This window comes from Salinibacterium sp. G-O1 (genome assembly GCF_030063305.1).
GTDB lineage: Bacteria > Actinomycetota > Actinomycetes > Actinomycetales > Microbacteriaceae > Rhodoglobus.
In genome coordinates this window covers 1,029,436-1,041,143 of record NZ_JASISV010000002.1, presented here as the reverse complement: position 1 = coordinate 1,041,143, position 11,708 = coordinate 1,029,436, and the positions used below count along the sequence as shown (strand labels likewise).

Below are 11,708 nucleotides of genomic sequence, written 5' to 3'. Positions count from 1 at the left end.
GGATGACCCTGTCGCTCGGCCTCCCTGCGATTCGACGCGACCCCGCCTCGTTGCCGACGACCGAGGGGCGACCGGATGCCTCGGGGCTGATCGATCAGCACGGACGCACCGCCCGCGACCTCCGCATCTCGGTCACGGAGAAATGCTCGCTGCGCTGCACGTACTGCATGCCGGAGGCGGGTCTTCCCGCCATCGCCCGCAACGACCTGCTCACTCCCGTCGAGATCGCGCGGCTGGTCGGCATCGCCGTGCGCGACCTCGGAGTGCACGACATCCGGTTCACCGGTGGTGAGCCGCTGATGCGCGCGGACCTCGTGGAGATCATCGGGTTGAGTTCCGCGGTCGCCGGTGGGGCATCCATCTCGATGACGACCAACGGGATCGGGCTCGATAAGCGCGTCGACGAACTCGTGGCGGCGGGGTTGACCAGGCTCAACATCTCGCTGGACACCGTGGATCGCGATCATTTCGCCCGGCTCACCCGCCGCGACCGGCTGCCCGCAGTGTTTGCCGGCATCGAAGCCGCGAAACGGGCGGGAATCGCGCCGCTGAAGATCAACGCCGTGCTGATGCGTGACACCCTCGGTGGTGCTGCCGACCTGCTCGAATGGTCGCTGGCCAATGAGGCGAGGCTGCGGTTCATCGAACAGATGCCGCTCGACGCCGACGAGGCCTGGGCGCGCGACAACATGGTCGACGCTGCCGAGTTGCTCGACGTGCTCGGCGCCCGATTCACCCTGACACAGCCACACCGGGTCGACCCGTCGGACCCGGCAGAAGAGTGGCTCGTCGCCGGGCACACCTACAACGGCGGCCCTGCCACGGTAGGCATCATTGCCTCGGTCACCCGCAGCTTCTGCGCGGCCTGCGACCGCACCCGCGTGACCGCAGAGGGCACGGTTCGCTCGTGCCTGTTCGGCGACGACGAGACCGACCTGCGGGCACTGCTTCGCGACGGATCGACGGATGCCACCATCGCTGAGTGGTGGCGGGCGGCGATGTGGGGCAAGCAAAAGGGTCACGGCATGGAGCGTGCCGATTTTGTACGGCCCCAGCGCAGCATGGGAGCGATCGGTGGCTGAGGTGACCGTGAGGTACTTCGCGGCGGCCGCGGAGGCCGCGGGATGCGACGAGGAGCAGTTGCCGGTGGCATCCACCGTCGGTGAACTGCGGTCGCTGCTGGTCGAGCGCTACGGAGACGCCATGGCGAGAGTGCTCGCGGCGGGATCGTTCCTCGTCGACGGAGTGGTGAGCCGCGACGATTCGCGCGCCGTCGGCGCTCGGGTCGACGTTTTGCCGCCGTTCGCGGGCGGCTGAGCGCAGCTACCCGACCGGGTCGAGGAATACCAGCGGAATCTGTCGGTCTGTCCGTGACTGGTACTGGGCGTAGTTCTTGTGGTCAGCCGTAACTACGCTCCACAGCTCGGCGCGTTCGGTCGCGGTTGCCACCCGCGCAAGGCGCTTCTGCTTCCCGCCGCCCTGATAGTCGACCTCGACGGCCGGGTTAGCCACCAGGTTGAGGTACCAGGCCGGATGCTTGTCGTCGCCACCGCGGGAGGCCACCACGACATAGCTTCCGCCCGGTTGCAACGGTGAACTCAGCATGGTCGACCTCGGCTCGCCCGACGTGCGCCCGGTCGTCGTGAGCTCGAGCATGGGCATCCCGCTGAGGTGCCAGCCCACCCGCCCACGCGTCAGCCGGATGAGGGCGCGGTGGATGCGGTTCATGGCGTTCATGGCGCCCGAGGATGGGGCGGCCGAGGTGCGGGGCATGCGGGTAACGCTACAGCCCGACCCACTCCGTGGCGCCGTCGGCGAGGTGTTGCCGCTTCCAGATCGGCACGGAGAGCTTGATCGACTCGACGAGCTTCTCGCAGGCGGCGAAGGCCTCCGCGCGGTGCGGTGCGGCGACGGATGCCACGAGCGCGACATCCCCGACGGTGAGCGATCCCGTGCGATGGCCCGCCGCGACCCGCAGCCCTGACTCGCTGGCCACCGCTGTGCAGCACTCCTCGAGGAACCGCTGCGCGTCGGGGTGGGACTGGTAGTCGAGCCCGGAAACCGACTGACCGTGATCGTGGTCGCGCACGATGCCGCGGAAGGTCACGATCGCCCCGTTTGCGCTGTCGAGCACGAACGCCTCGAACCGGTCCTGGTCGAGTGGCTCGTCGGTGATCACCGCCAGAACGTCACTCATGGGCGCCGCCCCCGGCCACCTGCGCGACGAGGTGGTCGAGCAGCTCGTCGAGCACGGCCAGCCCGTCTTTCACGCCGCCGGTCGAGCCGGGCAGGTTCACGATCACGGTGTCTCCGGCGGTGCCGGCGAGGCCGCGGCTGAGCGCGGCCTTCGGGGTGTGCGGGAGGCCACGGGCCCTGATCGATTCCGCAACTCCGGGAAGCTCCCGGGTGAGCAGCGCCCGCGTGGCCTCCGGCGTCTGATCGGTGGGGCTCATGCCCGTGCCCCCGGTGGTGATGATGACGGCGGGGGCGGTGGCGACGATCCTGGCCAGTTCGGCGGCGACATCCGCATCGGCGACGATGGTCGTGGCATCCACTGTCCAGCCGCGCTCGCCCAGCCAGCGGGCGATGTGCGGACCCGTCGTATCTTCGCGGGTGCCAGCGGCGCCACCGGTCGACGCGACGATCACGGCGGCGGTGAGGGGGCGCACGGTACCGCGGCTCTTGCCTCCGGTTTTCGAGGCAAGCTTGATCTCACCGAGAACCGAAAAGGGGTCGACGGCCTTCGTCATGTCGTGAAGGGTGAGGCCCGCGATCGCCACAGCGGTGAGCGCTTCCATCTCGACACCGGTCTTGCCGGTCGTCGTCGCTGTGGCGGTGATGTCGATCGAGGTGTCGTCGAGGTAGAAGTCGATGGTGACCGAGCTCAGCGCGAGCTGGTGGCACAGCGGGATCAGCTCGCTCGTGCGCTTGGCGCCCTGGATGCCGGCGATGCGGGCTGTGGCCAAAACGTCGGCCTTCGGGAGGTCATCCGCCCTCACCAGCGACAGCACCTCTGCTGTGCTCAAGAAACGACCGGTCGCGGTGGCTGTGCGTTTGGTGATGGCCTTATCGCTCACGTCGACCATGCGCGCGCGCCCGTCGCCGTCGAGATGGCTGAGACGTGCGGGGGAGTCGGTCATAGTTCCCATGTTTCCACGGAATCGTCGACGGCAATTTCGATGACGTCTTCCGGCACGACGATCAGCAGATCGGATGCCGCCAGCCCGGCGACAAGGTGTGAGCTGGGCCCGGCGACCAGGGTCACCCCGTCGCCACCCACCGCCGCTCCACGCAGAAATTGGCGCTTGCCGGCGATGGACGCGGTGCCGACCGTCATCGTGCGACGCCGCCGCACGGCGGCCGCGACCCCGGAAGCCTCGCGCAACAGCGGTGCCACAAACACCTCGAACGAGATCTGCGTGCTCACGGGGTTGCCGGGGAAGCAGATCACCGGGACGCCGTCGAAGGTCGCGGTGGCCTGGGGGCCGCCGGGCTGCATCGCCACATGGCCCACCTCGGCGCCTCTCGGTTCCAAAGTCTCGCGCACCACCTCGTAGTCGCCCATCGAGATGCCGCCGGAGGTGATGATCACATCAGCCGTCGCGGCGGCCTCGGTCAGCGCGCGCAGCATGGCCTCGTGGTCGTCGAGCACGTGGGCACGGAAGGCGACCACAGCACCCGTGGCCCGCACCGCGGCAGCCAGCGCGGTGGCGTTGGAATCGAACACCTGCCCCAGCACGGGAATGTCGCCGGGCTGGATCAGCTCGGAGCCGGTGGTGATGACCGCCACCCGCACTCTGGCGACCACGTCGACCGAGGTGAGCCCGGCGGCGGCAAGCGCCGCCAGATGGCGCGAGCCGAGCCTGAGCCCAAGCGGCAGAAGCCGGTCGCCACGGCGAAGGTCGCTGCCCTGGTCGCGCACGTACTCACCAGTGGAACGTGCGCGGGTGATCGTCACGGTGGAGCCGTCGACGGTGGTGTCCTCGACCGGAACCACGGCATCGGCCCCCGCGGGCACGACTCCGCCGGTCATGATGCGCACCGCGGATCCCGGCAGCAACGGCAGCGGATCACCCGGCCTCGCCGCGATCTCACCGGCGATGGGGAGGGTCGCGGGCAGCGTCGCGAGGTCGGTGGTGAGCACCGCGAATCCATCCATCTGGGAGTTACGGAACAGCGGAAGGTCGACCGGCGAGAGCACCTCGGCGGCCGTCACCCGGCCGAACGCGTCGTCGAGTGCCACGGTCTCGATGCGCGCGGCGAGGGTCGGTTCGAGCATCGCGGCGATGTGCTCAGCGTGCTCGGCAACGCTCCGATGGCCCATCAGTAGCGCAGCATGTCTGGATCGTTCTCGAGCGCCCAGGAGTCGATGCCGCCGGCGAGGTGGCTGGCGTCGAAGCCGGCGGCGGTGAGGATGTCGCGGGCTGCGGCCGACCGCACCCCGTGGTGGCAGTACGCGACCACGGGTTTCGCCGGATCGAGCTCGCCCAGACGGACGGGCAGGCTGCCGAGCGGAATCGGAATCGCCCCAGGCAGTGACACCAGCTCGACCTCCCACGGCTCACGCACGTCGAGCAGTGTGAAGTCGTCGCGCCGGGTCATGAGCTCAGACGCAGCGGTGCCGCCCGAATCGGACGCCCCGCAGAACGCGTCATAGTCGATGAGGGCAGTGATGGGCTCCGCCGTCGGGTCTTTCTCGAACGACAGTTCGCGAAACGAACCCGTGAGCGCATCCACGATCGTCACCCGGCCGACCAGGGGCCTGCCGATGCCGGTGATGAGTTTGATCGCTTCCGTCGACATGATCGAACCGATTAGGGCAACCACCGTCGGCATCACGCCGCCGACCTCGCACGAGAGAACTGCGCCGGGCGACGGCGGCACGGGAAAGAGGTCGCGATAGCCGGGGCCGCCCGGCGGTGCGACGCTTGCCTGACCGCCGTATTGCGACACCGAGCCCCAGACCACCGGAATTCCGGCGAGGGTCGCCGCGTCGCTCACCAGATATCTGGTGGCGAAGTTATCGCTGCCGTCAAGCACGAGGTCGTAGTCCGCGAACAGCTCAGGCGCGGTGACGCTCGTCAGCCGCTCGTTCAGTGCCACGACGATCGTTGCCGGGTTCAGGTCTGCGACGCTGGCCGCCGCTGAGCTCACTTTGCTGTGCCCGATGTCGGCCACGGAATGCATCAGTTGCCGATGAAGGTTGCTGAGTTCGACCGTGTCGTCGTCGATGATCCCGATTGTTCCGACGCCCGCCGCGGCGAGGGAGGGGATCACGCTGCTGCCGAGGCCGCCAGCGCCGACGACGAGAACTCTGGATGCCGCAAGCCTGGCCTGCTCGTCGGCTCCGAAGCCGGGGAGCGCGAGTTGGCGCGAGTAGCGAAGATCCACGGGTACATTCTCGCGCCTGCGAATCGCACCTGCGCATGAAACCGTATTCGCGGTTCGGATAGCATGATCTGAACGCGAATACGGAAAGAGATCCCCATGGCGGCGACACAGTTCAAGGTCAGCGAAGCTGCTGCGCTTCTCGGGGTCAGCGACGACACCGTGCGCCGCTGGGCGGACGGCGGACGCCTCACCCTCGTCAGCGGCCCCAACGGACGGTCGTTCGTCGACGGACGCGAGCTCGCCGGACTCGCCCAGGAGCTGGCCGCCGAATCTGCGCTCTCCGCAGCCTTCCCCACCTCGAAGGCATCGGCACGCAACCGGATCACGGGAATCGTCACGAAGGTTGTCAAAGACACCGTGATGGCTCAGGTCGAACTGCAGGCAGGGCCGTTCAGGATCGTGTCGCTCATGAGCCGCGAGGCCGCCGACGAACTCGAACTCGAACCCGGCACCCTCGCCACCGCGAGTGTGAAGGCGACGAACGTCGTGGTCGAGACTCCGGAAGCTCACCCGTGAGACGCGCCGCGCCGGCGTTCGTCGCCGTAGCGGTACTCCTGAGCGGATGCGCGGCACCCGCGCCCGGGGTGGCAACGACGACCACGGACACACTCGCCGGCACCGTGACCGTGTCGGCCGCGGCATCCCTCACCGACACCTTTGGCACTATCGCCGACGCGTTCACCACAGAACACCCTGACGTGACCGTTACGTTCAACTTCGGCGGCAGCTCGGCGCTCGCCGCCCAGATCGTCGAGGGGGCACCGGTCGACGTGTTCGCCGCCGCCAGTGCCGCCACGATGACGACCGTCGTCGAGGCTGGACTTACCGAGGGCGAGCCGACGGCATTCGCCACGAACACCCTCGAGATCGCGGTGCCCCCGGGCAATCCCGGAGGCGTTGCCGGACTCGCCGACTTCACGCGGCCGGAGCTCAGCATCGCCCTGTGCGCCGCCGAGGTGCCCTGTGGGGCGGCAGCCATGGCCGCGTTCGCCGCCGCCGGGATCGCACCGGAGCCAGACACCCTGGAGCAGGACGTCAAGGCGGTTCTGACGAAAGTCGAACTCGGGGAGGTCGATGCCGGGCTCGTCTATGCGACTGACGTGCGCGCCGCGGGGGATCGGGTCGACGGGATCGAGTTCGCCGGGGCCGCCGCCGCGGTCAGCGTCTATCCGATAGCTCGGCTCGCGGCATCCACCCGGAATGCTGCGGCGACGGCCTTCGTCGCCTACGTGCTCTCGCCAGCGGGAAGGAAGATCCTTGATGATGCAGGCTTCGGCGCGCCGCAGCAGTAGACGGAGCTTTCTGTCCCCAGCCCTGTGGATTCCCGCCGGGCTGGCGCTGGCACTGCTTGGGTTGCCGCTCATGGCACTCGTCGTCCGCGCGCCGTGGGCCCAGCTGCCGGAGTTGCTGCGTCAGCCCACGGTTGCGTCGGCGCTCGGGCTGTCGCTCGGAACCGCGCTGCTGTCGACGGCGATCTCGTTGGTGCTGGGCATCCCGCTGGCGCTCGTGCTCGCCAGGTCTGACCAGTGGCCCGCGGTACCGAGGCGCTTGCTTCGCGCCCTCGTGACCGTTCCGCTCGTGCTGCCGCCCGTCGTGGGAGGCGTCGCGCTGCTGCTGTTGCTGGGGCGCAACGGGCTGATCGGGCAATTCCTGCCGTTCCAACTTCCCTTCACCACCGCGGCCGTGGTGATCGCGCAGGTGTTCGTCGCGATGCCGTTCCTCGTGCTGGCGGTGGATGGTGCGTTGCGGGCATCGGATCGCAGGTTCGAGGTGGCCGCCGCCACCCTCGGCGCGTCAAGGTTCACGGTATTTCGTCGCATCACGCTGCCGCTCGTCGCGCCGGGTGTTGCCGCCGGCGCGCTGCTCTGCTTCTGTCGCGCGCTGGGAGAATTCGGCGCGACCATCACCTTCGCCGGCAGCTTCCCCGGCGTCACCCAGACGCTTCCGATCGCCACCTACCTGCAACTGCAGACCGACCCGGATGCCGCGATCGCCCTCTCGCTCGTGCTGATGGTCATCTCCGCGACCGCCCTGGTGAGCCTGCGCGACCGATGGGTGCCGGGGGTGACGGCATGAGCGTCGCCGCAGCGCTCAGGCTCGCGCGCGGAGCCTTCACCCTCGACCTCGACCTCGCGGTCACCGCCGGCCGCACTCTGGCGCTGCTCGGGCCGAACGGCGCCGGGAAGTCGACGGCGCTGGGCCTGCTCGCCGGAACCATCGACCTCGACTCCGGGTCAGTCGTGGTAAACGGTCGCGTGCTCGACGACGAGTCCACCCACGTCGAGACCGAGCACCGCCGCATCGGGGTGGTGTTCCAGGACTACCTGCTCTTCCCGCACCTGAGCGTGCTCGAGAACGTCGCCTTTGGGCCACGATCATCCGGCATACCCCGCGCCGCCGCGCGCTCACAGTCTGTGCAGTGGCTCGACCGGCTCGGCATCGCGGATCTCGCGTCAACCCGCCCTCCGCAGCTCTCGGGCGGTCAGGCGCAGCGTGTGGCGCTCGGCCGCGCACTGGCGAGCAATCCGGAACTGCTGCTGCTCGACGAGCCGCTCGCCGCACTCGACGTCGAGGTGCGCGAGGAGGTGCGCGGCGAGCTCGGGCGCTTCATCCACGACTGGGGCGGACCGACGATCGTCGTCACGCATCTCTTCGACGACGTCGTCGCGCTCGCCGACGATGTCGTCGTCATCGAGCGTGGGCGCGCGACCCAGCGGGCGACGGTCCGCGAGCTGGTCCAGGCGCCGGCGACGTCATACGTCTCCAGGCTGGTCGCGAGCTGGTCCGACGACTAGGGCCGCCCACCCACCTTCCGAAATGACGGATCCTGGCCCATTCCGCGGCTACCCAGCCCAGTGGATGCCTGGGCCAAGGGGTGCGAACTCCGTCATTTCGGAAGGGGGGAAGCGCGGAGGAGGAGGAGGGGGAGGGGCGGAAGCCGGGGGAGATCGGGAGAGGGCGGTGGCCGGGAGGCCGCGGCTACTCGGCGGCGGCCGCGGGAGCCGGGCGGCCGAGGTGGCCGACCAGTGCGACCAGAAGCGTGATGCCCGCGGCGACCAGGATGCCGGCAGAGATGCTGACCTGCAGCAGGAGCGCACCGACGGCGGCTCCGACGCCGATCAGCGCTATCGCGAGCACGCGGCGCGGCCACGGATGACCCTTGCTCCGTCCGGCGAAGACAGAGTCGTAGGCGAGCCCGACGATGGTCGATGTGACGACGACGGTGGTGACATCCTTCACTCCGATGTGCCTGGCGGCGCCAGCCTGCAGGCCCATCGCGAGGCCGAGCGCGCCGGTAACGGAAAGCTTGATCGGTTCGGCGGGATCGGAATCGATGAGCATCGGCACGGCGGCGGCCACCAGCACGAGCCCGACGACGGAGAACAGCGCCGTCGACCGGTTGTGCCAGCCCGCGGATTCGTGCCGAAGCGTGCGACCAGACACCGCGGCCCCGGTCATGAACAGCACGAGCGCGATGATCGGGCCGACGATGGGCAGATCGTTGGCGCCGGTCAGAGCCATTCCGAGGATGACGACGTTTCCGGTCATGTTCCCGGTGAAGACGCGGTCGAGGCCGAGGTATCCGACGGCGTCGATCACACCCGTCGAAAACGTCAGTGCGAGCATGAGAGCGAGGTGAAGGCCGGCCGGGTTTCGGCGCATCCGAGTGATCACGATTTCTCCTTGGGGTCTGGGCGACCCCACTGTCGCTAGTGTTTAGACACTAATGGAACCGATGGGGGCTGTTGTGACCATGGATGCCCTGCAATCCGGCCTCGGGCCGATTCGCGCTGACACCTACCTGCCTGCCGACCCGGCAGATGTGCTGTGGGGGAGGCTGCCCTGCGCCGCCGATTCGGCCGTGCTCACGATCGACTCGGGAACCGAGGTCACGATCGACACGATCAGCCACGAAGGCATCATGGAGGACCAGGGGCGCGATCCGCGCGCGTTCTTCGGCGGCTTCGGCGTTGCCGACGTTCTGGATGATGCGGCCAGGCTCGCCGCCTCCGGCTACGATCGCGCGGGCGGCGGCCCCCACGTCATCTCGGGCCCGATCCATGTCAGCGGCGCGCGCCAGGGCGATCTGCTCAGGATGACCGTGCTCGAGACTCTTCCGCGGGTGCCGTACGGCATCATCTCGAACCGCCATGGCCGCGGCGCCCTGCCCGGCGAATATCCCGAGTCCGGCGACCTGGTCAGCGTGTTCGCGGCTGTCGACGGCGACCATGGCACGATGCCGAGGGTGTTCGGCGGCGCGCACGATGTGCGGTTTGAACTGCATCCGTTTCTCGGGATCATGGGTGTGGCCGTCGCCGGGAACGAGCGCCCGCACTCGGTGCCGCCCGGCGCCCACGGCGGCAACATCGACATCAACATGCTGACGGTGGGTGCCTCCCTCTATCTGCCGGTGCAGGTGGATGGCGCGCTCGCCTACGTCGGTGACCCGCACTTCGCGCAGGGCGACGGCGAGGTCGCGCTGACGGCGATGGAGGCATCGTTGCGCGCCACCATTCGGTTCGAGGTGGTCGCCCACGAGGATGCCGTGACGGAGTTCGGTGAGCTCGTCGGACCGCTCGCCGAGACACAGGAATTCTTGATTCCCACCGGCATGAACGAAGATTTGGACATTGCCATGCAGGACTGCGTGCGGGCGGCGATCGCCCTTCTCCGCGCCCGCTACGGCATGGATGCTGCCCACGCCTACGCCTACCTCAGCGCCGCCACCGATTTCAACATCTCCCAGGTGGTCGACCTCGTCAAGGGAGTGCACGCCCGCATCCGGAAGGCCGATTTTGCCTGATCACGACCAATTGCTTCTCGCGTTCTGGCAGTACGAGCGGGCACTGATGGGCAATGATCTTCGGGCTCTCGACCAGCTGTTCGCTCGTGGCGCTGACACGATCCGCGGCGATGCCGCTGGCATTCTCATCGGGCACGACGCGATCTCGGAGTTCCGTCAGGGACGTGGGGGAGCCCCGGCACGAAACATCCTGCATGTCGAAATCGTCCATATCTCGGATGACGCGGCGCTCGTCATCGCGATCACGGCGCCGCTCACCGGCGGTCGGGGCCAGCAGACGCAGCTGTGGCGATTCGAAGAAGGATCGTGGGTGGTCGCTGCCGCGCACGTGGCACTCCCCGCGCCAGCCGTGAACAGGTCGATCTGGCGAACTGTCGGCACACCGCTCGTGGCCGGGATCGCCGCGGGGGTGCTTTCCGGTGAAACAGTGGCGGTGAAAGACCTGTACGACGTCGAGGGCTTTCCGGTCGGGGCGGGCATCCCCACCTATCTCGCGGAGAGCGAGATCGCGACGGCAACGTCGCCCGCCGTGGCTGCGTTGCTCGCGGCGGGGGCGTCCATCACCGGAATTTCGCAGACCGATGAGTTTGCGTACTCGATTGCAGGCCGCAACCCGCACTATGGCACCCCGCCCAACGCAGCCGTGCTCGGGGCTGTTCCCGGCGGCTCGTCGAGCGGACCCGCGTCGGCCGTCGCCACCGGGCAGGCGTCGATCGGACTCGGCACGGACACCGCAGGGTCGATCAGGGTCCCGGCGTCGTACCAGGGACTGTGGGGTCTTCGAACGACCCATGGGTCGGTCAGCATGGACCGCCTCGTGGCGCTCGCGCCGACCTTCGACACGGTCGGGTGGCTCACGCGAAACGCGGCAACCATGCGCACCGCCGCCGAGTCGACCCTCGACACGACCCTGCAGCGCGCGGTTGAGCAACGGTTTGTGGTCGCTCCCGCCCTCGCGGCGTATGCGGAGCCGGCGGTCGCTGCGGCCTTCGATGCGCTCGTTGCCGGGCTGTCGACCGAGGACGTCGACCTCGGCGACATCGATGAGCTCTTCCTCACGTTCCGCACAGTGCAGGCGGCGGAGGCCTGGCGCACCCACGGGGCGTGGATCGAGGCCCATCCCGGCGCGCTGGGCGAGGACGTCGCGGGGCGCTTCGCGTTTGCGTCCACCATCACGCCCGAGCAGGAATCCGCCGGTCGCAAGGCGTTGGGTGCCGCCAGAACGCGGCTTGAGGCTGCGCTTGGTGACCGGGTGCTGCTGCTGCCGTCGGCCTCATCCGTCGCCCCGTCGGTGAATGCAGATGCCGAGCTCATCGAACGCACACGCCAGGGGACCTTGCGACTGACCTGCGTCGCCGGGCTGACCGGCCGGCCTGCCCTCAGCGTGCCGTTGATGGGCGTGCATCAGCCAGGTTCGCTGCTCGATGCTCCGGTTGGACTGTGTCTCGTCGGGCCGCGCTTCGGGGACCTTGCGCTGATCGACGTCGCGGAGGGCCTGACGCCGTCCGGCTGA

The 11,708-nt window shown here is 68.7% G+C and carries 14 protein-coding genes; 8 read left to right on the top strand and 6 right to left on the bottom strand.

Features of this window, described 5'->3' with window-relative positions; all coding sequences use genetic code 11:
* Positions 1–2 precede the first annotated feature (2 nt).
* Positions 3–1,082 carry a GTP 3',8-cyclase MoaA gene (moaA, locus tag QMG83_RS11485; RefSeq protein ID WP_283505493.1) on the top strand — a complete coding sequence of 360 codons (1,080 nt, stop codon included), beginning with the start codon at positions 3–5 and terminating at the stop codon, positions 1,080–1,082.
* Complete coding sequence (locus QMG83_RS11480; RefSeq protein ID WP_283505492.1) at positions 1,075–1,317, top strand: MoaD/ThiS family protein; 243 nt, start codon at positions 1,075–1,077, stop codon at positions 1,315–1,317. Before moaA ends, QMG83_RS11480 begins: the two co-directional genes overlap by 8 nt.
* Before the next feature lie 6 nt (positions 1,318–1,323).
* Here the strand turns inward: QMG83_RS11480 and QMG83_RS11475 are convergent, their stop codons facing one another.
* The 5 genes from QMG83_RS11475 to QMG83_RS11455 are packed head-to-tail and all read right to left on the bottom strand — an operon-like array spanning position 1,324 to position 5,391.
* The gene (locus QMG83_RS11475) at positions 1,324–1,773 is read right to left on the bottom strand and encodes a nitroreductase family deazaflavin-dependent oxidoreductase (RefSeq protein ID WP_283505491.1); all 450 of its coding nucleotides are present in this window, start codon (positions 1,771–1,773) and stop codon (positions 1,324–1,326) included.
* Between the two features lie 10 nt (positions 1,774–1,783).
* Positions 1,784–2,197 carry a molybdenum cofactor biosynthesis protein MoaE gene (locus QMG83_RS11470; protein ID WP_283505490.1) on the bottom strand — a complete coding sequence of 138 codons (414 nt, stop codon included), beginning with the start codon at positions 2,195–2,197 and terminating at the stop codon, positions 1,784–1,786.
* A complete protein-coding gene (gene moaCB / locus QMG83_RS11465; protein ID WP_349357877.1) occupies positions 2,190–3,140 on the bottom strand; it encodes a bifunctional molybdenum cofactor biosynthesis protein MoaC/MoaB in 951 nt (316 codons plus the stop codon). Before moaCB ends, QMG83_RS11470 begins: the two co-directional genes overlap by 8 nt.
* Positions 3,137–4,324, bottom strand: coding sequence for a molybdopterin molybdotransferase MoeA (locus tag QMG83_RS11460; RefSeq protein ID WP_283505488.1), 1,188 nt, complete (start codon positions 4,322–4,324; stop codon positions 3,137–3,139). Before QMG83_RS11460 ends, moaCB begins: the two co-directional genes overlap by 4 nt.
* The gene (locus QMG83_RS11455) at positions 4,324–5,391 is read right to left on the bottom strand and encodes a ThiF family adenylyltransferase (RefSeq protein ID WP_283505487.1); all 1,068 of its coding nucleotides are present in this window, start codon (positions 5,389–5,391) and stop codon (positions 4,324–4,326) included. The genes QMG83_RS11460 and QMG83_RS11455 overlap by 1 nt, the downstream gene beginning before the upstream one ends.
* A gap of 96 nt (positions 5,392–5,487) precedes the next feature.
* Between QMG83_RS11455 and QMG83_RS11450 the strand changes: the two genes are divergently transcribed.
* From QMG83_RS11450 to QMG83_RS11435, 4 genes are read left to right on the top strand one after another with little or no spacing between them, the layout of a single operon-like run.
* Positions 5,488–5,907, top strand: a complete 420-nt coding sequence (locus QMG83_RS11450) for a TOBE domain-containing protein (protein ID WP_283505486.1) — start codon at positions 5,488–5,490, stop codon at positions 5,905–5,907.
* Entirely contained in the window at positions 5,904–6,683 is a 780-nt protein-coding gene (modA, locus tag QMG83_RS11445; RefSeq protein ID WP_283505485.1) for a molybdate ABC transporter substrate-binding protein, read from the top strand. Before QMG83_RS11450 ends, modA begins: the two co-directional genes overlap by 4 nt.
* On the top strand, positions 6,652–7,467 hold the full coding sequence (locus QMG83_RS11440; protein WP_283505484.1) for an ABC transporter permease: 816 nt from the start codon (positions 6,652–6,654) through the stop codon (positions 7,465–7,467). The genes modA and QMG83_RS11440 overlap by 32 nt, the downstream gene beginning before the upstream one ends.
* On the top strand, positions 7,464–8,186 hold the full coding sequence (locus QMG83_RS11435) for an ATP-binding cassette domain-containing protein (protein ID WP_283505483.1): 723 nt from the start codon (positions 7,464–7,466) through the stop codon (positions 8,184–8,186). The genes QMG83_RS11440 and QMG83_RS11435 overlap by 4 nt, the downstream gene beginning before the upstream one ends.
* A 184-nt stretch (positions 8,187–8,370) precedes the next feature.
* Here the strand turns inward: QMG83_RS11435 and QMG83_RS11430 are convergent, their stop codons facing one another.
* Entirely contained in the window at positions 8,371–9,066 is a 696-nt protein-coding gene (locus QMG83_RS11430) for a YoaK family protein (protein WP_283505482.1), read from the bottom strand.
* Positions 9,067–9,118: 52 nt separating this feature from the next.
* Between QMG83_RS11430 and QMG83_RS11425 the strand changes: the two genes are divergently transcribed.
* Both QMG83_RS11425 and QMG83_RS11420 read left to right on the top strand, forming a co-directional pair.
* Positions 9,119–10,195: an acetamidase/formamidase family protein gene (locus QMG83_RS11425; protein WP_283505481.1), complete on the top strand. Its 1,077-nt coding sequence runs from the start codon at positions 9,119–9,121 to the stop codon at positions 10,193–10,195.
* The gene (locus tag QMG83_RS11420; RefSeq protein ID WP_283505480.1) at positions 10,188–11,708 is read left to right on the top strand and encodes an AtzH-like domain-containing protein; all 1,521 of its coding nucleotides are present in this window, start codon (positions 10,188–10,190) and stop codon (positions 11,706–11,708) included. The genes QMG83_RS11425 and QMG83_RS11420 overlap by 8 nt, the downstream gene beginning before the upstream one ends.